General features: G+C 67.3%; 24 protein-coding genes. 6 read left to right on the forward strand and 18 right to left on the reverse strand.

Annotated elements, in window-relative coordinates; genetic code table 11:
• Nucleotides 1-2: 2 nt before the first annotated feature.
• Together ACLD0W_RS17765 and ACLD0W_RS17770 are read right to left on the reverse strand one after the other, a co-directional pair.
• Nucleotides 3-1,667 carry an ABC1 kinase family protein gene (locus tag ACLD0W_RS17765; RefSeq protein ID WP_410308786.1) on the reverse strand — a complete coding sequence of 555 codons (1,665 nt, stop codon included), beginning with the start codon at nucleotides 1,665-1,667 and terminating at the stop codon, nucleotides 3-5.
• A gap of 5 nt (nucleotides 1,668-1,672) precedes the next feature.
• Nucleotides 1,673-3,097: a haloalkane dehalogenase gene (locus ACLD0W_RS17770; protein WP_410308787.1), complete on the reverse strand. Its 1,425-nt coding sequence runs from the start codon at nucleotides 3,095-3,097 to the stop codon at nucleotides 1,673-1,675.
• Between the two features lie 68 nt (nucleotides 3,098-3,165).
• Between ACLD0W_RS17770 and ACLD0W_RS17775 the strand changes: the two genes are divergently transcribed.
• Nucleotides 3,166-3,489 carry an SET domain-containing protein gene (locus ACLD0W_RS17775; protein WP_410308788.1) on the forward strand — a complete coding sequence of 108 codons (324 nt, stop codon included), beginning with the start codon at nucleotides 3,166-3,168 and terminating at the stop codon, nucleotides 3,487-3,489.
• A 24-nt stretch (nucleotides 3,490-3,513) separates the two neighbouring features.
• On the opposite strand, the gene ACLD0W_RS17780 is transcribed toward ACLD0W_RS17775, so the two are convergent.
• The 6 genes from ACLD0W_RS17780 to rimO form a co-directional block, all read right to left on the reverse strand.
• Nucleotides 3,514-4,233, reverse strand: a complete 720-nt coding sequence (locus tag ACLD0W_RS17780; protein WP_410308789.1) for a pseudouridine synthase — start codon at nucleotides 4,231-4,233, stop codon at nucleotides 3,514-3,516.
• Nucleotides 4,217-6,598 carry an endopeptidase La gene (gene lon, locus ACLD0W_RS17785; RefSeq protein ID WP_410308790.1) on the reverse strand — a complete coding sequence of 794 codons (2,382 nt, stop codon included), beginning with the start codon at nucleotides 6,596-6,598 and terminating at the stop codon, nucleotides 4,217-4,219. The genes ACLD0W_RS17780 and lon overlap by 17 nt, the downstream gene beginning before the upstream one ends.
• A gap of 70 nt (nucleotides 6,599-6,668) precedes the next feature.
• Complete coding sequence (locus ACLD0W_RS17790; protein WP_410308791.1) at nucleotides 6,669-7,340, reverse strand: class I SAM-dependent methyltransferase; 672 nt, start codon at nucleotides 7,338-7,340, stop codon at nucleotides 6,669-6,671.
• 68 nt (nucleotides 7,341-7,408) lie between these two features.
• Complete coding sequence (locus ACLD0W_RS17795) at nucleotides 7,409-8,365, reverse strand: alpha/beta fold hydrolase (protein WP_410308792.1); 957 nt, start codon at nucleotides 8,363-8,365, stop codon at nucleotides 7,409-7,411.
• Between the two features lie 130 nt (nucleotides 8,366-8,495).
• Nucleotides 8,496-9,368 carry a DMT family transporter gene (locus ACLD0W_RS17800; RefSeq protein ID WP_410308793.1) on the reverse strand — a complete coding sequence of 291 codons (873 nt, stop codon included), beginning with the start codon at nucleotides 9,366-9,368 and terminating at the stop codon, nucleotides 8,496-8,498.
• On the reverse strand, nucleotides 9,365-10,681 hold the full coding sequence (gene rimO / locus ACLD0W_RS17805; protein WP_410308794.1) for a 30S ribosomal protein S12 methylthiotransferase RimO: 1,317 nt from the start codon (nucleotides 10,679-10,681) through the stop codon (nucleotides 9,365-9,367). The genes ACLD0W_RS17800 and rimO overlap by 4 nt, the downstream gene beginning before the upstream one ends.
• Nucleotides 10,682-10,766: 85 nt before the next feature.
• Between rimO and thpR the strand changes: the two genes are divergently transcribed.
• Nucleotides 10,767-11,279, forward strand: coding sequence for an RNA 2',3'-cyclic phosphodiesterase (gene thpR / locus ACLD0W_RS17810; protein ID WP_410308795.1), 513 nt, complete (start codon nucleotides 10,767-10,769; stop codon nucleotides 11,277-11,279).
• Between the two features lie 8 nt (nucleotides 11,280-11,287).
• Here the strand turns inward: thpR and ACLD0W_RS17815 are convergent, their stop codons facing one another.
• A complete protein-coding gene (locus ACLD0W_RS17815) occupies nucleotides 11,288-12,148 on the reverse strand; it encodes an anti-sigma factor family protein (protein WP_410308796.1) in 861 nt (286 codons plus the stop codon).
• Nucleotides 12,148-12,663, reverse strand: coding sequence for a sigma-70 family RNA polymerase sigma factor (locus ACLD0W_RS17820; RefSeq protein ID WP_410308797.1), 516 nt, complete (start codon nucleotides 12,661-12,663; stop codon nucleotides 12,148-12,150). The genes ACLD0W_RS17815 and ACLD0W_RS17820 overlap by 1 nt, the downstream gene beginning before the upstream one ends.
• A gap of 187 nt (nucleotides 12,664-12,850) precedes the next feature.
• Here ACLD0W_RS17820 and ACLD0W_RS17825 point away from each other — a divergent pair, with 187 nt between their 5' ends.
• The gene (locus tag ACLD0W_RS17825) at nucleotides 12,851-13,273 is read left to right on the forward strand and encodes a DUF4168 domain-containing protein (protein WP_410308798.1); all 423 of its coding nucleotides are present in this window, start codon (nucleotides 12,851-12,853) and stop codon (nucleotides 13,271-13,273) included.
• Between the two features lie 70 nt (nucleotides 13,274-13,343).
• Here ACLD0W_RS17825 and ACLD0W_RS17830 read toward each other — a convergent pair whose 3' ends face one another.
• The 4 genes from ACLD0W_RS17830 to ACLD0W_RS17845 all read right to left on the reverse strand — a co-directional run bounded on the left by ACLD0W_RS17830 (nucleotide 13,344) and on the right by ACLD0W_RS17845 (nucleotide 17,843).
• On the reverse strand, nucleotides 13,344-14,726 hold the full coding sequence (locus ACLD0W_RS17830; protein WP_410308799.1) for an NAD(P)(+) transhydrogenase (Re/Si-specific) subunit beta: 1,383 nt from the start codon (nucleotides 14,724-14,726) through the stop codon (nucleotides 13,344-13,346).
• A gap of 3 nt (nucleotides 14,727-14,729) precedes the next feature.
• Nucleotides 14,730-15,005, reverse strand: coding sequence for an NAD(P) transhydrogenase subunit alpha (locus ACLD0W_RS17835; protein ID WP_067611132.1), 276 nt, complete (start codon nucleotides 15,003-15,005; stop codon nucleotides 14,730-14,732).
• Nucleotides 15,005-16,243: a Re/Si-specific NAD(P)(+) transhydrogenase subunit alpha gene (locus tag ACLD0W_RS17840; protein ID WP_410308800.1), complete on the reverse strand. Its 1,239-nt coding sequence runs from the start codon at nucleotides 16,241-16,243 to the stop codon at nucleotides 15,005-15,007. The genes ACLD0W_RS17835 and ACLD0W_RS17840 overlap by 1 nt, the downstream gene beginning before the upstream one ends.
• A gap of 169 nt (nucleotides 16,244-16,412) precedes the next feature.
• Entirely contained in the window at nucleotides 16,413-17,843 is a 1,431-nt protein-coding gene (locus ACLD0W_RS17845; protein WP_410308801.1) for an AarF/UbiB family protein, read from the reverse strand.
• 81 nt (nucleotides 17,844-17,924) lie between these two features.
• On the opposite strand from ACLD0W_RS17845, the gene ACLD0W_RS17850 reads away from it, so the two are divergent.
• Nucleotides 17,925-18,761 (forward strand): alpha/beta fold hydrolase, encoded by an 837-nt coding sequence (locus tag ACLD0W_RS17850; RefSeq protein ID WP_410308802.1) that lies wholly within the window; start codon nucleotides 17,925-17,927, stop codon nucleotides 18,759-18,761.
• Here the strand turns inward: ACLD0W_RS17850 and ACLD0W_RS17855 are convergent.
• Nucleotides 18,740-19,681 carry a response regulator gene (locus tag ACLD0W_RS17855; RefSeq protein ID WP_410308803.1) on the reverse strand — a complete coding sequence of 314 codons (942 nt, stop codon included), beginning with the start codon at nucleotides 19,679-19,681 and terminating at the stop codon, nucleotides 18,740-18,742. The two genes, ACLD0W_RS17850 and ACLD0W_RS17855, sit on opposite strands and share 22 nt — an antisense overlap.
• Nucleotides 19,678-21,009, reverse strand: coding sequence for a sensor histidine kinase (locus tag ACLD0W_RS17860; protein ID WP_410308804.1), 1,332 nt, complete (start codon nucleotides 21,007-21,009; stop codon nucleotides 19,678-19,680). The genes ACLD0W_RS17855 and ACLD0W_RS17860 overlap by 4 nt, the downstream gene beginning before the upstream one ends.
• Nucleotides 21,010-21,164: 155 nt before the next feature.
• Between ACLD0W_RS17860 and ACLD0W_RS17865 the strand changes: the two genes are divergently transcribed.
• Nucleotides 21,165-22,307, forward strand: coding sequence for an oxygenase MpaB family protein (locus ACLD0W_RS17865; protein WP_410308805.1), 1,143 nt, complete (start codon nucleotides 21,165-21,167; stop codon nucleotides 22,305-22,307).
• Here the strand turns inward: ACLD0W_RS17865 and ACLD0W_RS17870 are convergent.
• Complete coding sequence (locus ACLD0W_RS17870) at nucleotides 22,304-24,412, reverse strand: carboxy terminal-processing peptidase (RefSeq protein WP_410308806.1); 2,109 nt, start codon at nucleotides 24,410-24,412, stop codon at nucleotides 22,304-22,306. The genes ACLD0W_RS17865 and ACLD0W_RS17870 overlap by 4 nt on opposite strands.
• A gap of 148 nt (nucleotides 24,413-24,560) precedes the next feature.
• Between ACLD0W_RS17870 and ACLD0W_RS17875 the strand changes: the two genes are divergently transcribed.
• Nucleotides 24,561-25,784 (forward strand): nucleoside recognition domain-containing protein, encoded by a 1,224-nt coding sequence (locus ACLD0W_RS17875; protein WP_204431437.1) that lies wholly within the window; start codon nucleotides 24,561-24,563, stop codon nucleotides 25,782-25,784.
• Here the strand turns inward: ACLD0W_RS17875 and ACLD0W_RS17880 are convergent.
• Nucleotides 25,781-26,407, reverse strand: coding sequence for an alpha-ketoglutarate-dependent dioxygenase AlkB family protein (locus ACLD0W_RS17880; RefSeq protein WP_410308807.1), 627 nt, complete (start codon nucleotides 26,405-26,407; stop codon nucleotides 25,781-25,783). The genes ACLD0W_RS17875 and ACLD0W_RS17880 overlap by 4 nt on opposite strands.
• Nucleotides 26,408-26,430 lie beyond the last annotated feature (23 nt).

Here is a 26,430-nt window from a genome sequence, read left to right on the forward strand (position 1 = left end):
GTTCATTTCCATTCGCGCAGGTGGCGGCGCGCCACCCAGAGTAGCCATGTGGACCACAGGCCGCCAGCCAATAATAGCAGCACCCCCGGCAGGGACAGATCCCAGGGCGCCGGCGGTACCCGGCCGGCCAGCATCAGGCCGCCGCTGATCAGCGCGGCGGCGGTGAGCAGCCCCTGGATCTGCCGGTACTGACCGCGCTCCAGGCGCGCCACCAGGGATTCCAGATGGCGCGGGTCCAGCCCGCCGCCCTGGCCCGGGCGCGGCGCCCCCGGCGCGGTGGGCGGCGCATAGGCCCGGTCGACCAGCTCCAGGGCGCGCAGGCCCAGGCTGCGCGCCAGCCGGCGCGGCGCGTAGCGCTGCCGCACCAGCCGCTGCAGCAGCGGCTGCGCCTCCTCGATCAGATCGAACGCCGGGTTCAGCAGGCGACCGAAGCCTTCCAGGGTCAGCAGTGCCTTCAACAGCAGGGCGATGTCCGCCGGCAGCACCAGCCCGTGGTTGCGCACCAGGGCGGTGATGTCGCCAAGCAGGGCGCCCAGGTCGAGCTGGGCCAGCGGCATGCCGTAATACAGCGACACCACGTCCTCCACGTCGGCCACCAGCATTTCGAACTGCACCGGCTGGCCGTCGGACCAGCCGGCCAGCACCGCGGCGGCGTGCTCGGAGTCACGGGTCAGGATCGAGCGCACCAGGCGCACCACCTGATCGCGGCGTCCGTCGCTGAGCTTGCCGACCATGCCGAAGTCGAGCATGGCGATGCGGTTGCCGGGCAGGATCAGAAAGTTGCCCGGGTGTGGGTCGGCGTGGAAGAAGCCGTCTTCCAGGGCCATCTTCCAGGCCACCAGGGCACCGCGCCGGGCGATCAGCGGCCGGTCCAGGCCGGCGGCGTCGAGCTGGTCCAGGGCCCGCGCCGGGATGCCCTCGATGCGCTGCTGCACCTGCAGGGAGGCGCTGCTCAGCGCCACATTCACCCGTGGCACGGTGAGCCATTTGAAGGCGCGCAGATTGCGGCGGATCCGTTCCGCGTTGCGCGCCTCGATGGTGAAATCCAGTTCCCGGGTCAGCGAGCGGCGGAACTCGCGCACCAGCTCCACCGGCCGGTAGCGGCGCAATTCCTCGGAGTTGTCCGAGGCCAGCTTGGCGAGCTGGTCGAGCAGGCGCAGGTCGGAACGGATGGTGGCCTCGATGCCCGGCTTGCGCACCTTGATCACCACCCGCTCGCCGGCGCGGGTCAGGGCGCCGTGCACCTGGGCGATGGACGCCACCCCCAGGGGCTGCTCATCGACCTGGGCGAAGACGCGGTCCAGGGGCCGGCCCAGCGCCGCCTCCACCGCCGGGCGCAGTTGTTCGAAGGGCAGCGGGCGGGCGCGGTCCTGGAGCCGCTCGAACTGGTCGATCCAGTCCGGCGGAAACAGGTCCACCCGGGTGGCCAGCACCTGGCCGAGCTTGACGTAGGTGGGGCCCATTTCCTCCAGCGCGTGGCGCAGCCGCTCCGCGGTGCCCATGCGCAGCAGCCGGTGGTCGCCGCCGGCGCGCACCAGCCGCCCGGCCTGTTCCACCGGCGTCGCCAGGCCCAGCCGGCGCAGCATGTCCGAGAACCCGTATTTGAGCAGAATGGTCGCCAATTGGTTGATGCGCCGCAGGTCGCGACCGGTGTGCAGCAGATTCATGGGATTCAGAGGTCCTTGATGCCTTCGGCGGCGAGCAGCGTCTTCTTGCGGGCCACGCCCCAATGGTAGCCGCCGGGCCCGCCGGCCCGGGGTACCACCCGGTGGCAGGGTACCAGCAGGGCGATGCGGTTGGCGCCCACCGCGTTGCCCACCGCCCGGGCCTGGCTGTCCAACTGCCGGGCCAGCTCGCCGTATTGGCGGGTCTCACCGGCGGGGATGGTCAGCAGGGCGCGCCACACCGCGCGCTGAAACGGTGTGCCGACCAGGTGCAGCGGCGCGCCGGCGGGATCCGCCAGCAGGGCATCGATGGCGTCCTTGTCGATGGACTCCAGGACCGCCCGGGGAAAACGTTTTTCGATCTGGGCGCGGCCGTCCTCGGCGTCGGCGGCGAAGCACAGCTGCACCAGGCCGGCGTCGGACCAGGCCGCCACCAGGCCGCCGTGATGGTCCGGCGACCAGCACCAGCGCAGGGCGCCGGCGAAGCGACCGTCCTCCGCCACCACCCGGGCGCTGGCCGCCGGCGCCGCCTTGGCGAGAGCGGGGCGGGGCGCCGTGGCGTCGATCCGGCGCGCCAGCCAGTCCCCCAGCGCGGCGGCGATACGTTCCGGCTGGTCCTCCTGCACATAGTGCAGTGCGCGCCCGCCGTCCACCACCTCCAGGTCGGCGATGCGCTGCGCCAGCCAGGCCACCCGGGTGCGGCCGAGCACCGCGCCGGGATGGAAATGCAGCAGCAGCATGGGCTGGGGCATGGATTCCAGGCCGGCCTCGATCTCGGCGATGGCGTCGTGGGCCTCGCCGGGCCGGTCATTGAGCGGTAATTCCGACGGAAACACGCGGATCGGCCGGCGGCTGCGCGCGTCCGGGAAGGGCGCCCGGTAGGCGGCCATCACGCTGCGCGGCAGCGGCCTCAGCACGCTGAAGCGCAGCACCACGTCCACGAACAGGTTGTGGCGCTGCAACAGCCAGGGCGCCAGCCGCTTGTCCCGGAAGGCGAACACCAGGGGCCGCGCCGCCAGCGGAAACTCTTCCCAATCGAAGGTGAAGGGAAAGGTTTCCATGAAGCACAGTCGCGCCACCCGCTCCGGTTCCCGCTGGGCCAGCCGGAAACCCAGCGGGCCGCCCCAATCGTGCAGCACCAGGGTCAGGTCGGTGAGGTCCAGGGCCTCCACGAACGCGCGCAGATAGTGATAGTGAGTGAGAAAGCGGTAATCGATGTCCGGTTTGTCGCTGCGGCCGAAGCCGATCAGATCCAGCGCCACGCAGCGGTAATGCCGGCGCAGGGGTTTGATCACGTTGCGCCACAGATAGCTGCTGGTGGGGTTGCCGTGCAGGAATAGCAGGGTGGGGCCCTGTCCTTCGTCGATATAGTGCAGGCGGTGCCCGTCGACGCTGTGGTAGCGCGAGGTGAACGGGTAGTCGGCGAATCCCATGCCATGCGTCCCGGCGGCTTTTCTGGCAAGATGCCACGGCCCCGATCACCACTGCAAGCGTGAGGACCATGGACAAACCCTTTGTGCGCAAGGACCTGGTGGAAGTAAAGCAGAGTCCGATCCATGGCCGCGGCCTGTTCGCACGCGCCGCCATTCCCCGTGATACCGTACTGGGCGTGCTCAAGACCCTGCCCGCCAAGGGCGACGGCCCCTATGTGCTGTGGCTGGATGACGAGGGCCGGGAGCGCTACCGGGTGCTCTGCGACCTGCGCTACATCAACCACGCCAAGAAGCCCAATGTGGCCTATTACGAAGACCTCACCGTGGTGGCCCTGAAGCACATCAAGGCTGGACAGGAGTTGCTGCACGATTACGGCGAGGACTGGAACTGATCGCGACTGACATCGCGAACGGTTTCAGAACGGCACCGGCGAATGGAACTCGCTCCATAAACCGGTGACCGGGTGATTGAACGCCAGGGTTTCCGCGTGCAGCAGCAAACGCTCGCTGCGACCCAGCACTTCCGGCGGCGCATACAGATCACAGCCCAGAATCGGATGGCCGATTTCCCGGCAATGCAGGCGTAGCTGGTGGCTGCGGCCGGTGACCGGCATCAGCCGCAGGCGGGTGCGTTGCTCCGCCGGTTGCCGCTCCAGCACCCGCCATCGGGTGAGCGCCGGCTTGCCGTTTTCGAAACAGACCTTTTGCAGCGGGCGGTTGGGCCAGTCCGGGCACAGGGGCAGGTCGATGCGGCCTTCCTCGTCGTCCACCACGCCTTGCACCACCGCCTGATAGACCTTGGTCACCCGCCGTTGCTGGAAGGCCCGGCTCAGCCCGCTTTGCGCGGCCCGGGTCAGGGCGAACACCATCACCCCGGAGGTATCCAGATCGAGCCGGTGCACCAGCCGCAGGTCCGGGTGGTCGCGTTTGAGACGGGTGGTCACGCAGTCCCGGTTTTCCGGGGCGCGGCCCGGCACGCTGAGCAGAAACGGCGGCTTGCCGACCACCAGGATGTGGGCGTCCCGATACAGCTCGGTGACCGGTTCCCGACACTTGGGCACGATATAGCGGGCCGGCTGTTCGGCGCGGGTGGGGCGGCGCGGCCGCCCCGGGTCCCGGTCATTTGCCCCAGACAATCTCGTGCACGTCCTGGTAGCGTTCCGCGAAGTGCACCGTCATGCCCTTCTTCAGGTAGTCCGGCAGCTCCTTGTAGTCGCGCTCGCAGGCCTTGGGCAGGATCAGCTCGCGGATGCCCACCCGGCGGGCGGCGATCACCTTCTCCCGGATGCCGCCGACCGCCAGGACCTGGCCGGTGAGGGTCAGTTCGCCGGTCATCGCCAGTTTGCGCGGCAGGCGCTTGCCGGTGGCCAGGGAGATCAGGGCGGTGGCCATGGTCACCCCGGCGCTGGGGCCGTCCTTGGGCGTGGCGCCTTCCGGCACGTGCAGGTGCACGAAGGACTCGTCGAACCAGTCCGCGCTGCCGCCGTATTCCGGCAAATGGCTGGCCACGTAGCTGTAGGCGATTTCGGCGGATTCCTTCATCACATCGCCGAGCTGGCCGGTCTGTTTGAAGCCGCGCCGCTGGGCGTGAACCTGGCTGGCCTCGATGGACAGGGTGGCGCCGCCCATGGCGGTCCAGGCCAGGCCGGTGACCACGCCCACGCCGCGTTGGGTTTTTTCCTTCTGGAAATAGGGCTGGCCGAGAAACGCTTCCAGGTTCTTGCCGGTGACGCTCAGCTTCTTCTCGCCGGACAGCAGCCGTACCGCCGCCTTGCGGATGATCTTGTTAAGCTGCTTTTCCAGGTTACGCACGCCGGCTTCGCGGGCGTAGCCCTCGGCGATTTCCTTGAGCGCGCTGTCGCTGATCTTGAGCTGCGCCGGTTTCACGCCGGCCCGCTCCAGCGCCCGGGGCCACAGGTGATTGCGGGCGATGGCCACCTTTTCCTCGGTGATGTAGCCGCTCAGACGGATCACTTCCATGCGGTCCAGCAGCGGGCCGGGAATGGAATCCAGAGTATTGGCGGTGCACACGAACAGGCAGTGGCTCAGGTCCAGCCGCTGATCCAGATAGTGGTCCAGGAAGTCCTGGTTCTGCTCCGGGTCCAGCACTTCCAGCAGCGCCGAGGCCGGGTCGCCCTGGAACGACTGGCCGAGCTTGTCGATCTCGTCGAGCATGATCACCGGGTTGCTGGTGCCGGCGTCCTTGAGCGCCTGGGTGAGTTTGCCGGGCAGGGCGCCGATGTAGGTGCGCCGGTGGCCCTTGATCTCCGCCTCGTCACGCATGCCACCCAGGCTCAGCCGGTAGAAGCGGCGGTCCAGGGCCTCGGCGATGGAACGCCCGATGCTGGTCTTGCCCACCCCGGGCGGGCCCACCAGCAGCAGGATCGAGCCTTTCATCTCGCCGCGCATGGCGCCCACCGCCAGGAACTCGATGATGCGGTCCTTCACGTCGGTGAGGCCGCTGTGGTGTTCTTCCAGGGTTTTACGGGCGTGGTCCAGGTCCAGGTTGTCGTCGGAGTACAGGCCCCAGGGCACGCTGGTCAGCCAGTCCAGATAGTTGCGGGTCACCGCGTATTCCGGCGAGCCGGATTCCAGCACGCCGAACTTGCGCAGCTCTTCCTCGAAGCGCTTGTTCACCGCCTCCGGCGGCGACAGCGCTTCCATCCGCTCGCGGAATTCGTCCGCGTCGGCGGTGCGGTCGTCCTTCTCCAGCCCCAGCTCCCGCTGGATCACCTTGAGCTGTTCCTTGAGGAAGAACTCGCGCTGGTGCTTGGAGATCTTTTCGTTGACCTCCTCGCGCAGCTGGTTCTGCAAGCGCGCCACTTCCACTTCTTTTTTCACCAGGGTCAGCACCCGCTCCATGCGCGGGCGCAGCGGCACGGTTTCCAGGATTTCCTGCAGTTCGTCGCCGCTGGCGCTGGTCAGGGAGGCGGCGAAGTCGGTGAGCGGCGACGGGTCCCGGGCCGAGAAGTTCTGCAGATAGTGTTTGAGCCCCTCGTTGTAGAGCGGGTTGAGCGGCAGCAATTCCTTGATGGTGTTGATGATCGCCATGGCGTAGGCGCGCAGGCTGTCGTCCAGCTGGTCGCGGGGCTCCGGGTAGCTGACTTCGGCCATGTAGGGGCGCTTGCGGCTCATATAGCCTTCCACGCGGAAGCGCGCCAGGCCCTGGGCCACCACCTGCAGCTGATTGTCCTCGCCGTTGACGGCGTGGATCTTCACCAGGCAGCCGTATTGGGGAAACTGGTCCGGGTCCACTTCGTCCGGGTCGCGGTCGCCCACGTACACCAGGCCGAGGGCGTGGTGGGGCGTCTGGCCGACCCGTTCCAGGGTGCCGCGCCATTGCTCCGCGTCGAGCAGCAATGGCTGCACCAGGCCGGGCATGAAGGGGCGCTCGCGCACCGGGATCAGATAGACCCGCTGGGGCAGGGTACGGTCGGGCAGGGCCAGGGCGCCCTGCGGTGTGCCTTGTTCAATGGTGGTCCGGTTCTCGTCCTGACTCATTTCTCGACTCACTGACACGCCTGAAGAAAGTAAATGCAATGCCGTAGAAATGGCGTCGGCCTCCGGCTTTTCAATCCCCGTCGACGATCAGCAGATCGGCGCTTAAAGAGCGCGGTGTTTGCGTGCGGCGTTCCACCACCCGGGCGTTGAAATGCTGTTCGCAGCGTTCGGCAAGTTGATAGAACGGCGAGCGGCCCGGGTCGGCGATGATGATCCGCTGCACGCCCTGGCCCAGGGCGCGGCGGATCAGGTTGAACAGCACCGGGGTCAGCTCGTCCCAGAAGCAGATGTCGGCGCCGGTAATGATGTCCACCCCGGCAAGCCGCTGTTTGGTGAGCCGCTCGAAGCGGCAGCGCAGAGTCTCCACCTCTACCTTGTTGACCGCGGCGTGCAGGGCCAGATAGGGAAACACATCCGGGTCCGCGTCCACGGCGGTGACCCGGCAGCCCAGCCGTTTGGCGGCGTAAATGGAAAGCGGGCCCCAGCCGCAGCCGATGTCCATCAGATGGCTGTCGGGGTCGATCTCGCCGGCGCGGCGCCGGCGGTTCAGTTCGTCCATGATCAGAAAGCTGGAGTTCCACACCTTGTTGCCGTGGATCGACGGCGCGTGCTGGCTTTTCAGCCGGCGCACGGCGCGGTGGCCGCTGCGCAGCAGGGTGATGCCGCGGGTCTGGATGGTGTGGGGTTCGCCGCGACGCACGCGCGGCACGTCGAGATCGGGGAAATCGGAAAGCAGGGTCATGGGAGTCGCCGGCGCCTGAAAAAAGAAAAGACCTTAAGGGCGCCGGCGGGGTTGATCAAGTGAACCGCTCAGCGCGCGGCCTCGCCCTGCACATCGCGCCAGAATTCGTCGAACGCCTCGGCGCTGGGTTCCGGGGCCTCGGTCATCGGAATATGACCGACCTCATCGAGAATCACCGCGCGGCTGTTCGGCAGTTCCTCCTGGAACGCCTCCACGTTTTCCAGGCTCAGCAGGCGGTCCTCCCGGCCCCACAGAATCAGCGTGGGGGTCTCGATGCGTGGCAGCACGCCGCGTCCCTGCAGGCGCATGGCCGGGTCCAGGTTCATGTCCCGCCAGACCTTTTCCGCCACGTCCGCGTTGGCGGCCTTTTCCTTGCCCATTTCCGTGATCACGAAACCGGGCACGCCCACCGACTGGCTGGAGGCCCAGTCCAGGGTGGTGTGGAACTGCTCGGCGCTGTGCGGAATCAGCGGGTTTTTGTCGGATTGCTCCAGGGTGTTGAGAAACTCGGCGGTCTGCAGGGTGATGCCGGCGGAGTCCACCAGTCCCAGGGACAGCAGGCGGTTCGGCTGGCGGCGCGCCATCTCAATGGCGATGGCGCCGCCCATGGAGTTGCCGGCCACATGGAAACGCTCCACCTGCATTTCGTCGAGCAGCGCGAACACCCGCTCAGCCTGTTCGCTGATGCCATAGTTCATGTCGGCGGTGCGTGGCGTGGTGCGGCCGTGGCCGGGCAGGTCCGGGATCACGAAATAGTATTCGCCTTGCAGCTCATTGGCGAAATGCAGCCAGTTGGTGCCGTCGGCGCCGAAGCCGTGGATCAGCACCACCACCGGGGCGTCCTGGTCGCCCTTGCTGGTGAGCACATGCCAGTCGAGGCCGTCGGCGGTTTCCACCCGGCGGTCTTCCAGCCCGGCGCGCCATTTCTCGAAAGCCATGCCTTCCTGGTAGGCCCAGTGTCGGGTGGTGTCGCAACCGCCCAGCAGTGCCACCGCCACCAACAGCAAAACCCTGCGTATCGCCATGCCCGTCTCCCTTTGTTCTCGGATTGTGGTCGTCCTTGGGAAGGGTCAGCGTAGTTGATCCGCGTGGCGCAGGGCACCGCCGGAAAGGTCAAAATCGGTAAACTTTGCGTCTACCGGTTCGGCCCGCCGCTTAGCGGGTTTTCAGATTCCAGACGCCGGCGCCGATGATCAGCAGGGTGCCGAGCAGGGTGGAAAGCACCAGGGTTTCGCCCCAGAACAGCCAGCCCAGCAGTGCCGCCCAGACCACCGCCGCGTAGTTATAGACCCCCACCTGCCCGGGGCGGGCCAGCTGGTAGGCGGTGGTCATGGCGAATTGCCCGCCGATGGCCACCAGACCGATGGCCAGCAGCCACAGGCATTCGGAGCCGGTGGGCCACTGGTTCACGCGCAGCAGCAGCGAGGCGGAAATCACGGTGGCGAACAGGGAGAAATAGAACACCACCCGGTGGGCCGGTTCGCTGGCCGCCATGCGGCGGATGCTGACCTTGGCCACGCTCATGATCAGCGCGCCGGCCAGGGCCACCAGCATCACCGGATTCACGTTGCCCTGGTCGGCGCGCATGATGAAGCCCACGCCCACGAAGCCCAGGGCAATGGCGATCCAGGTATGGATGCTGATGCGGTCGCGCAGCCACAGCCAGGCCACCAGCGGCAAAAAGAAAGGCACCGTCATTTTCACCAGCACCGCCTCCGCCAGGGGGATATGCGCGATGGTGAAGAAGAAGCAGAACATGGCGGTGACGCCGGTGAAGCCGCGAATGAAGTGCAGGCCGATATGGCGGGTGCCCAGATCGCGGATGCCGCCGCTGGCGATCAGGATCGGCATCAGCACCAGCAGGCCGCAGAGATTGCGGCCGAACACGATCACCTCGGTGGGCAGGGTCTCCGAAACGTGTTTGATCAGTGCCGCCATCACCGCCAGCAGGCCCTCGCCGAGGATCAGCAGCAGGGCACCGCGCAGGGGCTGGTCCACCGGCGCGCCGGTGGACCGTTCGCCGCTCACGGGGCCGGGCGGGCCCACAGATCGTGGTCGTCCGCGTCCTCGACGATCACGTTAAGGCGCTGGCCGGGGCGCAGGTCACCGACACCGAGCAGATGCACCTGGCCGTCGATGTCCGGCGCGTCGCCCTGGGAACGGGCCAGGGCACCGTCCGGGCCGGCCTCGTCCACCAGCACTTCCAGGGTGCGGCCGATCTTGCGCTGCAGCTTGTCGGCGCTGATCCGCGCCTGCACGTTCATAAAGCGCTCCTGGCGCTCCAGGGCCAGATCCTCATCCACGTGATCGGGCAGGGCGTTGGCGGCGGCGCCGTCCACCGGTGAATAGGTGAAGCAGCCCACCCGGTCCAGTTGTGCCTCCTCCAGCCAGTCCAGCAGCCTCTCGAAGTCGTCGTCGGTCTCGCCGGGGAAGCCGACGATAAAGGTGCTGCGCAGGGTGATGTCCGGGCAGATCTCCCGCCAGCGGCGGATCCGTTCCAGGCTGTTCTCGGCGTGGGCGGGGCGCTTCATGGCCTTGAGAATGCGCGGGCTGGCGTGCTGGAAGGGAATGTCCAGGTACGGCAGGATGTGACCCTCGGCCATCATCGGAATGATGTCGTCCACGTGCGGATAGGGGTACACGTAGTGCAGCCGCACCCAGGCGCCCAGCCGGCCCAGGGCCTGGCACAGCTCCAGCATGCGGGTCTTCACCGGCATGCCCTGCCAGAAACCGGTCTGATACTTGCGGTCCACGCCGTAGGCGCTGGTGTCCTGGCTGATCACCAGCAGCTCCTGCACGCCGGCCTTGACCAGCCGCTCGGCCTCGTCGAGCACGTCGCCCACCGGCCGGGAATCCAGCTTGCCGCGCATGCTGGGGATGATGCAGAAGCTGCACTTGTGGTTACAGCCCTCGGAAATCTTCAGGTAGGCGTAATGGCGCGGGGTCAGTTTGATGCCCTGGGGCGGCACCAGATCCACGAACGGGTCGTGATCGCGGCGGGGCGGCACCACCTGGTGCACGGCGCCCACCACCTGCTCGTACTGCTGCGGGCCGGTCACCGCCAGCACCGACGGGTGGGCCTGGCGGATCACCGACTCTTCCACGCCCATGCAGCCGGTGACGATCACCTTGCCGTTCTCCGCCAGGGCCTCGCCGATGGCGTCCAGGGACTCGGCCTTGGCGTCGTCGATAAAGCCGCAGGTATTGACCACCACCACATCGGCGTCGTCATAGCTGGCGGTGACCTGATAACCTTCGGTGCGCAGCTGGGTAAGAATACGCTCCGAGTCGACCAGCGCCTTGGGGCAACCCAGGCTTACGAACCCTACTTTTCCGGACATAGACACCTCGAACTTGGGGTGCGGCATTCTAACGCCGGCCCATCGCTCTGGCCATCCATGGACGACCCCGGGAGGACCCTCTGGAATGCGCTGTTTTATTGCCGTTCCGGTGAGCGCCGCGCTCGCCGCCACCCTGGGCAAGGTGCCCGGGCCCGCCGATGGCCGGGTGGCCGCCGCCGACCTGCACCTGACGCTGGCGTTTCTGGGTGAGCGGCGGGGCGACTGGGCGCGGGCCCTGTGGCCGTCGCTGGCCGAACTGGCCGTGGCCACGCCGCCCTTTACGCTGACGCTGCCCGACGCTGGCCCGTTTCCCGCCCCCGGCGGCCGCTTCTGGGCGGCGCGGGTGGCACCGGAAGCGGCGCTGACGGATCTTCATGAGCGGCTCTGGCGGGTCCTGGCGACCGCCGGGGTGGAGCGGGAATCCCGCCCCTTCCTGCCCCATGTGACCCTGGCCCGGCTGGGGCGTGCCACCCGGGCGGCGCCGGTGGCCGGACCCTGGCGGATGCCGGTGGCGAGCCTGGCGTTCCACGAGAGCCCGCTGGACGGCGGCGGCTATCGGGTGCTCCGGGAGTGGCCCCTGGTCGGCCCTCGGACCTGAGGGGCGCGTCAGGCGCCGGGAATGGCCGGCGCGCCGCGCTCCGGCGTGGCCAGACCGGCGTCCTGGGGCAGGGGGCGGCCCTGCACGCCGTCGCCGCCGGCGGCGCCGGGCAGGGACTCAATGGCTGGCATCGACCGGTCCGAGCCGGGCGTCTCCGGCACCGTGGGAACTGAAGGATCGGCGGGCAGCGGTGCCAGACGGCCGCGCATCTCCAGCGCCAGGCCGGTCAGGTGGGCCAGGCCGCCGTCACCCACCAGCACGTAATTGCGCTCGCCCTGGCTCCAGCGCACCAGGGGGCGCTCCTGGCGGGACATCACATGGAACCAGCCATCGTCCACGCTGGCCCCACGATCCATTTCGTAGAGCGCCATCTCCCGACCCTGGGGATCGCGGTAGCGGTACTCCACCAGCCGGTCGCCCTCGATCCGCACCGTGCGCCGGGACACCGGTTCCAGGTCGAGCCCCTGGAAGGGCGCCGGCGGCGCCGGGCCCAGGCTGACCGCGCCGGGGGCGCCGGCATAGGCGCGCAGGGCCAGCTCGGTGAAATCCAATGGCGCCACGCCGGTGCCGCGCCAGACCAGCACCGACAACACCGTGCCGGTGGCCAGCCCGGCGGCGGCCACCCAGGTCCAGCGCCGCCGGGGGGCCGGCACGGGGGGCGACACCGGGGTCAGGAACACCGGATTCAGCGCCCGTTGCAGCGCCGCTTCACGGCGCCAGTAGGCGTGGATGCGGTCGGCGTATTCCGGGTGGGCACGGAGCTGCCGGGCCACCTGGCGCGCCCGGTGACGGGGCAGCTGGCCGTCGGCGAAGGCGCTCAACTCCTGGTCGGTTACCGCGTGGTCGAGAGATCGATTACGGGGCCACATTATTTCACCCTCTTTAGTGCCTGGCGGGGCTGGTGTTCGGCCGGGCGGTCGCGTTGCTGGCGCAGGGTTTCCCGCGCCCGGGACAGCCGTGAACGCAGGGTGCCCACCTTGATGCCCAGAATGCGCGCCGCCTCCCGGTAACCGGGATTTTCCAGCGCCACCAGCAGCAGGGCGGCGCGCTGCTCGGTGGGCAGGCGATCCAGATCCTCCAGGGCGCGCAGGCATTCCGCGTGGTCCTCCTGGCGGGGCGCCACCGCCTGGTCCAGGCCGGCGTCCGGGTCCGCCACCTCGCGCCGCCGGGGCGCGGAGGCGCGCTGATTCAGATAAAGCCGGTACAGCATGCGGAACAGCCAGGCCCGCAGGCGACCGCCGGGCCGCCACAGGTGACGCTTGCGCAGCGCCCGTTCCAGGCAATCCTGGACCAGATCGTCGGCCTGGGTCGGGTCGCCGCACAACGCCAGCGCGTAGCGTCGTAGGTGGGGAATCTGATCACAAACCTGCTGCTCGTAACTCATCACGCTCCCTGTGCCGGTGCGCCGGCGTTGCACGTACTTAACCAACAGCGCGCGGGCCGGTTTGGTTCCATGTCCGCACGCCGGAAAAAATCCGGAACCATCCACCGGGCCATGCTGTTGGTGAAGATGAGGGCACGCATGACGCGGCCCGACGTATTAGCGACCTTCAACGACCAGGAGTGTCATCATGAAACATCGTCTTCTGCCTCTTTCCGCTCTGACACTGGTGCTCAGCGCCGCCGGTGCCGCCCAGGCGCAACAGCAGGCCCCGGGCCAGCCCGCCGGGCAAAGCCAGGGGGCGCCGGCTCAGCAGCAGGCGCCGGCCACCCGGCAGCCGGCCCTGGGCGACGGTTCGGATATTTCCGACCAGGACCTGCAAAAGTTCGCCAAGGCGCAGAGCGAGGTCGAAGAGATCAAGAACGAATACCGCGGCGAGATCCAGAAGCAGGGTCAGGACGCGGACAAAGCCATGGAAGTGCAGCGCGAAGCGCAGCAGGAGATGGTCGAGGCGGTCCAGGACAACGGCCTGGACGTGCGTAAGTACAATCAGATCGCGCAGCTGGCGCAGTACGATTCGGAATTCCGGGAGCGCATCGAAACGCAGCGCTGAACCTCCCGGCGCACGCACAAAAAAGCCCGGCGCAAGGCCGGGCTTTTTTGTAGGCGGGTGATCGTGGGGATCAGCCTTCCTTGAGGGCGGTGGTGATGTCCACCACGGCGCCCTTGCCGTCGCCGAACAACATCAGGGTGTTGTCCTTGGCGAACAGCGGGTTGGGCAGGCCGGCGAAGCCCGGGCTCAGGGAGCGCTTCACCACCACCACGGTTCTCGCCTTGTCCACGTTGAGGATCGGCATGCCGTAGATGGGGCTGCCTTTGTCCTCGCGGGCCAGCGGGTTGGTCACGTCGTTGGCGCCCAGCACGATGGCCACATCGGTCTGCTCGAAGGTCGGGTTGATGGTGTCCATGTCCTTGAGCTTGTCGTAGGGCACTTCCGCTTCCGCCAGCAGCACGTTCATGTGACCGGGCATACGACCCGCCACCGGGTGAATGGCGTACTCCACCTCGGTGCCGTTGGCTTCCAGGGTGTCGGCCAGATCCCGCACCGCGTGCTGGGCCTGGGCCATGGCCAGGCCGAAGCCCGGCACGATCACCACCCGCTGGGCGGTTTCCAGAACCATGGCCACTTCCTCGGCGGAGGTGGACTTGATCTTGCCTTCGTAGACCTCGTCCTGATCCATCGCCTCGCCGGCTTCCGCCATCACGCCGAACAGCACGTTGGTAAGGGAGCGGTTCATGGCCTTACACATGATCTGCGTAAGGATCAGGCCGGACGCACCCACCAGGGAACCGGTGACGATCAGAGCGCTGTTGCCCATCACGAAACCGGCGGCGGAGGCGGCGAGACCGGAGTAGGAGTTGAGCAGCGCGATCACCACCGGCATGTCGGCGCCGCCGATCGGCAGCACCAGCAGCAGGCCGAGGACCGCGGCGGCGATGGCCAGCGCCCAGAACACCGTGGGCGTGCCGGGGTTGGCGACCAGATAGGCGATGGCCAGCACGGAGCCGATCAGCAGGATGGCGTTAACCACCTTCATGCCCGGGAAGCCCATGGGCTTGCCGTCGATCAGTTCCTGCAGCTTGGCGAACGCCACCAGGGAGCCGGTCAGGGTCACCGCGCCGATCAGCACCGCGGCGCCGGTGGCGATGATGCCCACCATGTCCGGATGGCCGCCACGGAAGAACTCCGCCGCCGCCACCGCGAAGGACGCGCCGCCGCCGAAGCCGTTGAGCAGGGCCACCAGCTGCGGCATGGCGGTCATCTGTACTTTCTTGGCCAGGATGGCGCCGATCACGCCGCCAACGATGACGCCGGCGATGATGATTTCGTAGGTCACGATGTCGCGGTGCAGCAGGGTGATCACACAGGCCACGCCCATGCCGGCGGCCGCCAGCAGGTTGCCGCGCACGGCGGTCTTCGGCTTGGTCAGACCCTTGATGCCGAGGACGAAAAGAACCGCCGAAATCAGATAGGCGATATCAATCCAGTTATCGGAAATCTGCATGGGTTACTTCCTCTTGAACATCGCGAGCATGCGATTGGTGACCATGAAGCCGCCAATCACGTTGATGGTCGCCAGCACCACGGCGATAAAGCCGAGGACGTTGATCAACAGACCCGCGTCGGAGCCGGCGGCGATCAGCGCGCCCACCAGGGTAATGCCGGAGATCGCGTTGGAGCCGGACATCAAGGGAGTGTGCAGGGTGGGCGGTACCTTGGTGATCAGTTCCACACCGAGGAAGATCGCCAGCACAAAGAGGGTAAGCTGTGATACGAAGTCCATTACTTGTCCTCCTCGCCGTCGGAATCACCGCCTTCGGCGGGGGCTTCCGGTTCGGCTTTTTTCAGTTCCGGCAGGCCCAGCATCTCGCGCAGGCGGGCCTGCGGCACGTCACCGTTGTGGCTGATCACGGTGTCGGCGACGATCTGGTCCTCGAAGTCCAGCTGCAGGTCGCCGTTATCGTCGAGCAGCAGGTTAAGCAGGTTTTCCATGTTCTTGCCGAACATCTGGCTGGCATGGAAAGCCACGGAGGAGGGCACGTTGGTGGGGCCGATGATGGTAACGCCATGCTCCACCACGGTTTCGCCGGCCCGGGTCAGCTCGCAGTTGCCACCGCGCTCCGCCGCCAGATCGACAATCACCGCGCCGGGCTTCATGGCCTTGACCATGTCGGCGGTGACCAGGATCGGGCTCTTGGCGCCGGGCACCGCGGCGGTGGTGACCACCACGTCCATTTCCTTGATCACCTCGGTCATCAGCTCGCGCTGACGTTTGAGGAAGTCCTCGCCCTGGGCCTTGGCGTAACCGCCGGAGCCTTCCGCTTCGCCGGTGTCCAGGTCCAGTTCCACGGGCTTGGCGCCCACTGAAAGAATCTGTTCACGGGCCGCCGGACGCACGTCGTAGGCTTCCACGATGGCGCCCAGGCGCTTGGCGGTGGCACAGGCCTGCAGGCCGGCCACGCCGGCGCCCATCACGAACACCCGGGAGGCGTTCAGGGTGCCGGCGGCGGTCATGTTCATCGGGAACATGCGGTGCGAGGCGTTGGCCGCCAGCAGCACGCATTTGTAGCCGGCGATCATGGCCATGGAAGACAGCACGTCCATGGATTGGGCTCGGGTAATCCGCGGTACCAGTTCCAGAGCGATGCCGGTGACCTTGTGGTCGGCCAGGGTCTGAGCGAATTGCGGGTTGGCGAGAGGATCCGTCATGCCAATCAGGAACTGATCGGCTTTCAGGCTGTCCACGTCTTTATCGCCATTGGTCGTATTGCTACCCGGAGTCTGGACTTGCAGGATAGCCTGAGCGCTGGAAAAGATCTGATCCCTGTCGGCAAGCTTGGCCCCGGCGGCTTCAAAGTCGCTGTCCGGAAAGCCCGCTGCCTCGCCGGCGCCTCGTTCGATAAGAATCTCGACGCCTTGCTTTTTCAAAAGTGCGCCGACGTTGGCGGGCGTCAAAGCGACGCGCTCTTCGCCGGGGCAGATTTCCTTGGGTACACCGATAATCACCTGCGTTACCCCCATTTTATGGTTCGTTAAAACCGGTCCCGGGAATTTTCCGGGGACCTCGAAAAACGGCCGGTTTATCCAAACCGGCCGCTGAGCAGGGTGCTAACCTTATTGTGGAGTGGCGAGCTTGGCAAACAGGAAATGGCCATCCACTGGACGAACGGTCAATAATTGAGCGGAAATATCAGGCTTTTTTCCCTTTTTCGCTCATTTTTTGATCGACGATAGCCCGGTCCGAATCCTCCCGCATGTGCACGAAGGGCTCCAGAATGGTGTCCCCGCGCACTTTCGCCTTGATCACGTGTAAAAAGGTGTAAGCCCCGAGCAGTTTCCGGAACAGGAAGATGAATTCCTTGGGCGGCACGTCGAAATGCACCGACAGGGCGGTACGGCTGGCCCGGTTCATGACCCGGTTGGGCAGGTCGCTCTCCCCCCACAGATACTCGCCTTTTTCATTGACCACCGACGGCGGCGGCGGGAACCGGTCCGGGTCCTGCAGCGCCTCGATGGCCTCGAAACAGAGCGCCGCGAAGTCGTCCAGCAGCCGTTTCGGCACCTCCCCGGACAGGAAGCCCAGCGCGCGCATGGCCCGCGTCAGCCGGTCGGTGTCGTGGTACCAGGCGGCGCGGATCATCTCCCGGCCCGGGCCCAGCACCTCGTCGTCGAAGTCGCGGATGGCGCCGAAATCCAACAGCACGATCTGATCCCGGCCCTGATCGTCCACCCGCATCAGGTAGTTGCCGAAGTTGGGATCGGTCTGCATTTTGTCCCACTCGAACACCTCCCGGCAGCACAGTTCCATGATCGCCCGGCCCAGGAAGTTGCGGCGCTCCTGGCTCAGCTCGGTGACCGAGGGATCACTGATGTGCACGCCTTCCTCGTAGGAGAGGCAGAGAATATTGTGGGTGGAGTAGTCCGGGTACACCTCCGGCACCACGAAGCGCGGGTCGTCGCGCAGAATCTCCCGGAAATAACGGGTGGTGTGCGCTTCCAGATCGTAGTCGACCTCGCGGCCGAGCATGGCGCGGACTTCGTCCAGCCACTGATTGAACTGTTCGGTGATCGGCACCAGCCGGCTCAGCTTCAGCAGCCGCACCAGCGCGCGCATGTCGGAATCGATGGCGTCCGCCACCCCGGGATACTGAATTTTCAACACCAGCTCGCGGCCGTCGCTTTTGCGCCGTGCCCGATGCACCTGGGCCAGGCTGGCGGCGCCCAGCGGTTGCGGGTCGACGTCCAGATCTCGCAGTTTGACGGTGCCCAGCTGCTGCTTGAGGTGTTTCTCCACCGCCGGCCATTCCAGCGCCGTGGTGTTGTTCTCCAGGGTGTGTAGCGCGGCGGTCACTTCCTCGGGCAGAAAGTGCTCGCCGAACAGGGCCATCATCTGCCCGATCTTGACCACCGAGCCCTTCAGGCGGCCCAGTTCGTCCACCAGCTCGCGGGCCCGGTCGGAGAGGTTCTCCCGGCGCCGGGCCTCGCGTTTGTCGGCGCTGGCGAACAAAGTGCCGGCGCTACTGGTGGCGTAGCGGGCGCCGGCCAGAAAGCCGGCGCGGGCCATGGAAAAGCGGCGCTCCAAGGAGCCCGTTTTTACCCGTTTTACGGTTTTTCGTGCCATAGTGCCTCGCGGGTGGACGGCATCAAACGCCTGGCATTCTATCTTGCCCGGGCGTCCCAGTTATACACGTGAGCGATTTCAATGCCGGGAAATGGCGCGAGCGACCCGTCGGCGGTCGGTATCACAACCTGGATTCTGCTGCGCGGGCTGGTCCGCGAACAGGCCCACTGGAACGGTTTCGCGGAGCGGCTGGCCGGCGCTCTCGGTACCGGCCACCGGGTGCTGCCGGTGGATCTCCCCGGCAACGGGGTGCTGCATCGGCAGGCCAGCCCGACCCGGGTGGCGGGGATGGTGGCCCGCCTGCGCGAAACCCTGCGCGAGCAGGGCGTGCACGGTCCGGTGCGGTTGGTGGCGCTGTCCCTGGGCGGCATGGTGGCGGTGGAATGGCTGCGCCATCACCCGGAGGAGATCGCCGCCGCCGCCCTGATCAACTCCAGCGCGGCCCCCTTCAGCCCGTTCTGGCGCCGGCTGCGGCCGCGCAATTACGGGCGCATTGTGTTCCAGGGCCTGCTGGCCCGGGACCGTGAGGCCCGGGAACGGATGATTCTGGAGCTGACCACCAACCACCTGAGCGCGGAACAGCGGGCGCGGATCGCCGAGGGCTTCGCCACCGTTAACGCCCTGCGACCGGTGTCCGCCGCCAATACCGTGCGGCAGTTGTGGGCGGCGGCCCGCTTCCGCGCCCCCCGGACGCTGCCCGCCGGGGCGCCGGTGCTGATCGTCAACGGCGCCGGCGACCGGCTGGTGCATCCCGATTGCTCGCGGGCACTGGCGCGGGCCTGGCAGTGTCCGCTGGCGGTACACCCGGACGGCGGCCACGATCTGTCCCTGGACGCGCCGGACTGGCTGGCGACCACCCTGGCGGCCTGGGGCCCGGGTGATCAGGAGAGGGACGATCAGGAGGCGCCGCCGCGCTGACGCAGGCGCTCCAGATAACCGAGCAGGCGCCGGGACAGGCCCGCTTCCTGCTCCGACAGCGGGTCCGGGGTGGCCGCCGCCCGCGCCTCGGGGTGGTGGCGCAGCACCCGGTGCCGTCGGGCGGCGGCCTCCAGGCTCATGGTCAGCATGGCGCGCCGCACCGGCTTGGGCAGAAAGCGATAGATCTGACCCCGGTTGATCAGGCGCCCCAGAATTTCCACGTCCCGCACCGGGCTGACCAGAATGGTCAGCAGGGCGGGGTGGGCCCGTTTCAGCGTGGCGATGGCGTGACTGATGTCGGCGCCGCCCAGGCGCACATCGCAGACCAGAATACCGATGTCCTGCTCGGCGAGCAGCGCGAACGCCTGCTCCAGGTCCGTGCGATGGTGCAGCGCCTGGCCCGGCGTCACCACGGCGCGCAGCAGGGCCAGCGTGTCCGGATCCTCATCCAGCACCAGCACCGCCGGCTGCGGCTCCGGCTCCTGCCCGGTCGGGTTGGCCGGTGCCGCCGGCTCCGCGTCCGGCGCCGGTGCCGTGGCCTCCAGCGACAGGGCGATGTCCGCCGCCCGCCGCACCGCGTGCAGCATCTCGTGCATCCGCCAGGGTTTGTTCAGATAGCGGAACACTTCGCCGTCATTGATCGAATCAATCACTGCCTGCAGGTCGGCGTAGCCGGTGAGCAGCAGCCGCTGGGTGTGGGGCGAGGCGCGCCGCACCCGACGCAGCACTTCGATGCCTTCCATGATCGGCATGCGCTGATCGCTGACGATCACATGGACGCGCTGTTCGCGGACCAGCCGCTCCGCTTGGTAGCCGTTGGTGGTGGTCAGCACCTGGAAGTGGGGGCGGAACAACAGCGACAGGGAGCGCAGCACCCGTTCCTCGTCGTCCACCAGCAGCACGGTGGGCTTGTCGTTCATGGGGTTCTCCGTGTCAGGGAAAGGGTGTCGGAACAGGCGGCCGGGCGGGCCCGGGTGCCGGCGGGCAGGGTCAGCGTGAAGGTGGCGCCCCGGTCCGGGTCGGAGCGCACCTCGATGCGGCCGCCGTGGCGCTCGATGATCTGGTGGCTGATGGACAGACCCAGCCCGGTGCCTTCGCCGGGCGGCTTGGTGGTGAAGAAGGGATCGAAGATGCGCGGCAGCAGGTCCGCCGGGATGCCCGGCCCGCTGTCGGTCACGCGGATGCAAACGCCGTCGGCGTGGCGGCCGGTGCTCAGCCGCAGCACGCCGCCGGTGCGCATGGCCTGGGCGGCGTTGACGATCAGATTGAGCAGCACCTGATTGATTTCGGAAGGGCGGCAAGGCACCGGCGGCAGTTCGGCGTAGTCGCGCACCACCTGGATCCGGTCCTTGAGCAGGTTGTTGGCCAGCAGCAGGGCGGCATCCAGACAGTGGTGGATGTCCACCGCTTCGTCCCCGGCCCGGTCCAGCCGGCTGAAATCCTGCAGGCCACGCACCAGCTTGTCGATCTCGCCCAGGCCGAAGCGGGTATCGCTGAACAGGCGCGCCACGTCCGTGGCCTGGGCGGTGGGGTCATGGTGCTCGCGCAACCGGACCAGCCGCGCCAGGGCCTGGTCGAAGGCCTCCGCCTCCACCCGCGGCGCCAGCACCAGATCCAGGAACGCGAACACCGCCTCGTTCAAGCGGCGGGCCTCGCTGAAGAACTGTTCGGCCAGTTCCACATTGGCGCTCACATAGCCCAGCGGCGTGTTCATCTCATGGGCGAGGCCGGCCACCATCTGGCCCAGGGAGGCCATTTTTTCCGATTGCACCAGCTGGGTCTGGGACGCCTTGAGGTCGCGCAGGGCCCGGGCCAGCTGGCGGGAGCGGGCGCTCAATTGCCGTTGCAGGGCCTGCATCAGCCCGATCACCGTGCCCATGCCCAGGTAACGCCCGTCGCGCACGATGATGAAATCCTCGGTGACTGGAAACGTCATGGACGCCAGGATCTGGTCAGCGGCGGCCTCCAGGGGCAGGCCGGCTTCCACCACCACCGGGTCGCGCTTCATGAACCGGTGCACCGGGCGGCGACCGAACAGCTCGCGACCGAACTGCCGGAACAGCAGCTGCATCATCTGGTAACGGCTGATCAGCCCGGCCACCCGGCCATCCCGCACCAGCGGCAGGGACAGCAACGGCTCGTACAACGGCAGCAGAAACAGCTCGCCCAGGTGGGCGATGGAGCGTTGAGGATCGATGCCGGGCACGGCGATCACCAGATCGCCGAGGCGGGGTGGGGCGTCGGACATAGCGGGGTCCTGTGTCTCGGGGGCCCCAGCCTGCTGAAAAAGCATGACGGCATTGTTACCGCCACCGCCCCGGCGTCGATTTGGCCTTGACCGTCCCGCCGCCGCCTCTTAGCGTGTACAGAACCCGCCAGTTCTGACGCCAAGGAGCGCATCGAATGGCCACACCCGCCGAACTGGCCCGCCACCGGGCCGGCCCCCGCACCCCCACGGAACACATCTGGTTCGATCGCTTCGCGCCGCACCGCCTGCAGGCCTGGCGGCGGGTCCAGGACCCGCTGGCGGATCGCTGCCTGGTGGACATCCCGTTCCAGCGTCCGGCCGGGCTGCTCGACGAGGTGGAGCGGCGCGCCGCCGCGCAGGGCGGGGTTTATCGGGACTTCCTGGATCACTGCTTCACGGTGCCGGGCTGGGTGGATTTCGAGGCGATGGAGCTGGGCCGGCGCATGTACCGCCGCCATGGCGCTCTGCAGGGACTGGTGCTGATGTGCTCCAGCCTGGTGGAGGGCTATGCCCACAACAAACCCTCCCAGGTGCTGGTGGCCACCGGCCGGCTGCAGAAGGATGTGTCCCGGCGCATCTACGAAACCGGCCAGATGCTGCACAACATCGCCGCGCCGGAGGGCCTGCGCCCGGGCGGCCTGGGCCATCGCACCCTGATGGAGGTACGGCTGCTGCACGCGGCGGTGCGTCGTTTTCTGGCGGAGCGGGGCGACTGGGACGAGGCCCGCTACGATCTGCCCATCAATCAGGAGGACATGGCCGGCACGGTGCTGGAGTTCGATTACATGGTGGTGCGCGGGCTCAAGCGCCTGGGCCTCCATATCAGCGCCGAGGAACACCGGGCGATGCACTATTTCTGGCGCTATGCCGGCTATCTGCTGGGGGTGGACGAGGCGTTGCTGACCAGCACGGTGGAGGAACAGGAAGTGCTGGCGCTGCAGCTTACCGCCCATCTCTACGACCCGACCCCGGACAGCGAGGCGCTGGCCAAGGCGCTGCTCAGGGACATGGCCAACAAGCCGCCGTTTCATCTGCCGTACGACGTGCTACTGGCGTTCAGCCGGTTTCTGATCGGGGATAAGGTGGCCGATGATCTGCGTCTGCACAGCCGGGTGTCATCGGCGGCGGCGGTGCGTCTGGTGCGGGCCACCCTGAGCGCCGCCAGCCTGGGCCAGCGGCTGCTGCCGGAGCCGGCCAAGCGGCGTCTGGAGGACTTCAATCACGGCCTTGGCCGGCGCACCCTCAAGGTGGGGTTGGGCGGGAATCCCGCCCGCTGGGGGTTCAAGGCGCTCGGCTAGGAGTCCTGGCTGGCCACCCGCTGCTCGCGCAGCAGGCCGACCATGTCCGCCAGGATGTGGCCGGTCTCGCGCAGGTAGGGGTCTTCGTTCATGGGCTCCTCGCTGGCCTCCGGATCCAGGGCGCGCTGTTCTTCCAGTTTGCGCAGATCCTCCATCTTGTCGATGGGCTCCTCGCCCCGGTATTTGCGCAGCGCGTTCTCGATGGCCAGCCGCTTCTGATCGTACTGATCCTGCCAGGCCTTGCGCTGGTCCGCGTTCAGTGACAGCTCATGGCGCCGGTTGGCATCGGCCACCAGATCCCGCAGCTGTTCCACATAGACGAATTCCGGGTTGTTCCGGATGCGCTGATCGTGGCGCTCGCGCAGGGTCGGCAGCAGCGGCATAAGGTCCTGGTAACGCTCGTAATCCGCCGGCTGGATTTCGTCCCAGGGCAGGGCGTTGGGCAGGCTGCTTTCGCCCACCTCGTCCTTGTCGATCAGCGACGGCATATTGACGTCCGGCACGATACCCAGGTTCTGGTTACTGGAACCGGACACGCGGTAGAACTTGGCGTTGGTCATCTTCAGCTTGCCGTGGTTCAGATCCAGCAGGGTCTGCACGGTGCCCTTGCCATAGGTCTGGTCGCCGACGATCAGCGCGCGGCCGTAGTCCTGCATGGCGCCGGCGAAGATCTCCGAGGCCGAGGCGCTGTAGCGGTTCACCAGTACCGCCAGGGGACCGGCATAGAGCATGCCCGGGTACTGATCGTTTTCGACGCTGACGCGGCCGCCGGCCTCGCGCACCTGCACGGTGGGGCCCCGGTTGATGAACAGGCTGACCAGCTTGTTCACTTCCAGCAGCGAACCGCCGCCGTTGTTGCGCAGGTCGATGACCAGACCGTCCACGTTCTCCTTGCGCAGCTCCACCAGCAGCTCGGCCACGTCCCGGGTGGTGCTGGTGTAGTTCGGGTCACCGCGGTGGAAAGCGTTGAAATCCATATAGAAGGCGGGGATCTCGATGATGCCCAGCTTGACCTTGTCGCCGTCGTGGTCGAACTCGATCACTTCCTTCTTGGCGGCCTGCTCCTCGAGCACCACCTTGTTGCGGGTGATGGTGACGGTGCGGGTGTCGTGTTCGCTGGCGCTGCCGGCGGGAATCACCTCGAGCTGCACGTCGGAGCCCTTGGGCCCGCGAATCATGTCGACCACTTCGTCCAGACGCATGCCGATCACGTTGACCAGATCGTCGTCGTCCTGGCCCACCGCCACGATGCGGTCGGCGGGTTTCAGGCGGCCCTGTTTGGCGGCCGGACCGCCGGGCACCAGGCGCACCACCTTGGTGTAGCCGTCCTCGTACTGCAGCACCGCGCCGATGCCTTCCAGGGAGCGGCTCATGCTGATGTCGAAGTTTTCCGAATTGTGCGGCGTGAAATAGTTGGTGTGCGGATCAAACGATTGGGCCAGGGCGTTCATGTAGGTCTGGAACACGTCCTCGGCGGTGTTCTGGCGAATCCGGTTGAGCTGGCTTTCGTAACGGTTGGTGAGGCGCTCCCGGATGGCGCTGTCCTCGGTGCCGTTGAGGCGCATGGAGAGCACCGCGTTCTTCAGCTGGCGGCGCCAGATCGCGTCCAGGGCCTCGTCGTCGGCGGCCCAGGGCGCTTCGCTGCGATCCACCAGCACCTGTTCGTCACCGTCGAACTGCCAGTCGTCGAAGCCCGCCTTGATGTCGGCGAGAATTTCGGTGAGCCGTTCTTCCAGGCGGGCCTGGAAGCGGTTGAAGATGGAATAGCCGGCTTCCAGCTCGCCGTCCTCCAGCTGGTCGTCCAGCTGATCGCGGTAGACCTGAAAGTCGTCGATGTCCTGCCGGGTGAAGTACAGGCGGTTGGGATCCAGATCCTTCAGATACTGTTCCAGCACCCGCTCGGACAGGGCGTCGTCGAAGCTCAGCCGGCTGTAGTGCAGGTCCAGCCGGTCGACGATTTCCTCCGCCGCCTCCCGGTGCACGGCCTGGGGCTTGAGCGCGCCCTGAATTTCGGGCCCGGCCTTGAGGTCGCCGCCGACCTTGAGGGCACCTCCCAGCAGCAGGGCCGCCAGGAACACGCCAAACAGCTTACGGAATACGGACATCGGCACACTCGATTCTATGATGGATCAAAGGTTTTGCCCCAGTATAAGAGCCTGCGACCGATCTTTACACCACATCGCCACCCCCATAGGCAAGGCCGGCGCGGCACGACATACTGGGCGCTTTGCCCGGCCAAGGACTCGCAAAACCGTGCACCGCTTATTCACCGGCTTCTTTCTGATCGGCATCCTCGGTGCCCTGGCGCAACTGCTGGGCGGCGATCTGGAAGCGCCGTCGCGGGTGGTCACCGCGCTGTGGCGGGCCGCCGACCTGGCGGTGGAGGTGAGTCTCGGCCTGATCGGCGTGCTGGCGCTGTGGAGCGGGCTGTTCCGCCTCGCCGAGCAGAGCCGTCTGGCGGACCGGCTGGCCGGCGCGGTGCGCCCGCTGCTGGCGCGGCTGATGCCATCGCTGCGCCGCGACCCCGGCGCCGGCGCGGCGGTATCCATGAATCTGGCCGCCAACATGCTCGGCCTGGACAACGCCGCCACGCCGCTGGGCCTGAAAGCCATGGAAGCGCTGCAGGCGCACAACGCGGAGCCACGCCGGGCCACCGACAGCCAGATCATGTTTCTGGTGTTGAACACTTCGTCGGTGACCCTGGTGCCGGTCACCGTGCTGCTGTACCGGGCCCAGCAGGGCGCCGCCGATCCGGCGGCGGTCTATCTGCCGATGCTGATGGCCACCACCGTATCCACCTTCGTGGGCGTGGCGCTGACCGCCCGGGTGCAGCGCATTCCGCTACGCGATCCGCTGCTGTTGGCGGTGGCCGGCGGCTGGCTGTGCCTGCTCGGTCTGCTGGCCCTGGCGGTCTACCTGTCGCCGCCGGCGCTGGGTTCGGTGCTGTCCGGTCTGATCGGCAACGGCATTCTGCTGGCGGTGATCGCGGCGTTTTTCTGGGCCGCCTGGCGGGCGCGCATCGACAGCTACGACTGCTTCGTGGAAGGTGCCAAGGAAGGGTTCACCCTGGCGGTGAAGCTGATTCCCTATTTGGTGGCGATGCTCGCCGCCATCGCCATGCTGCGCGCCAGCGGCGCCCTGGAGCTGTTCCTGGACGGGGTCCGTTACGGCGCCGCCGCCCTGGGCTGGGACACCCGCTTCGTGGACGCCCTGCCGGTGGCGATTCTCAAACCGTTGAGCGGCTCCGGCGCCCGGGCGGCCATGCTCGACGTGATGCAGACCCAGGGCGTGGACTCCCTGGCCGGGCGCATGGCGGCGGTGATGCAGGGCTCCACCGAGACCACCTTCTATGTACTGGCGGTGTATTTCGGCAGTGTCGGCATTCGCAATATGCGCTACGCGCTGTGGTGCGGGCTGGGCGCCGACCTGGCCGGGTTGCTGGCCGCCATCGGTTTCAGTTACCTGTTTTTCGGTTAACCACCCGCCACGATCTCGCGAAAGGTGAGATTGAGGCGCGGCGCCGTGACCCGGCGCCGGCGGGGCAGGGCGTGCTCGTAATGGCTCTGTACTTCCGGGGACATTACCAGCAGTTCGTCGTGGCCCAGGGTGATCAGGTCGGATTGCCGGTGCTCGCCGTGGCGGCGCAGGGCGAAGTCCCGGTCGGCGCCAAGATTGTAGGAGAGCACCCAGGGCGCCGGGCCCAGTTCCGGCTCGTTGTCCCGGTGCCAGCCCATGGTGTCGTCGCCGTTACGGTACAGATTGGCGAGCACGCCGTTGGGTTCGCGGCCGGTGAGGTGCCGCAACTTTTGACGCAGGGGCTCCAGCACGGCGGGCCAGCCCTGGCCGCGATGGTGGAGGCCGGAATAGCGATAGTGGACCCCGGCGTCGGCGATCCAGCAGGTCAGGCGCGGTACCGGGTGGGCGCGGCCGAACACGCGCACCGTGGGCCTTTCCCAGGGCAATTCGTTACAAAGCGTGTGAAAGAGAGCGTCGGCGGGGTCGCCGAGAACCCGGCAAAACCGCCACAGGCGGGCACCGTGATCCAGGTCGATGACGGCGCCGGCCTGCTCCGGATGTGCCAGGGTGGAGTTGACACTCATGACGCGCTGCTCTATCTAACCGC

Source organism: Alloalcanivorax sp. C16-1 (assembly GCF_046507805.1).
Taxonomy (GTDB): domain Bacteria; phylum Pseudomonadota; class Gammaproteobacteria; order Pseudomonadales; family Alcanivoracaceae; genus Alloalcanivorax.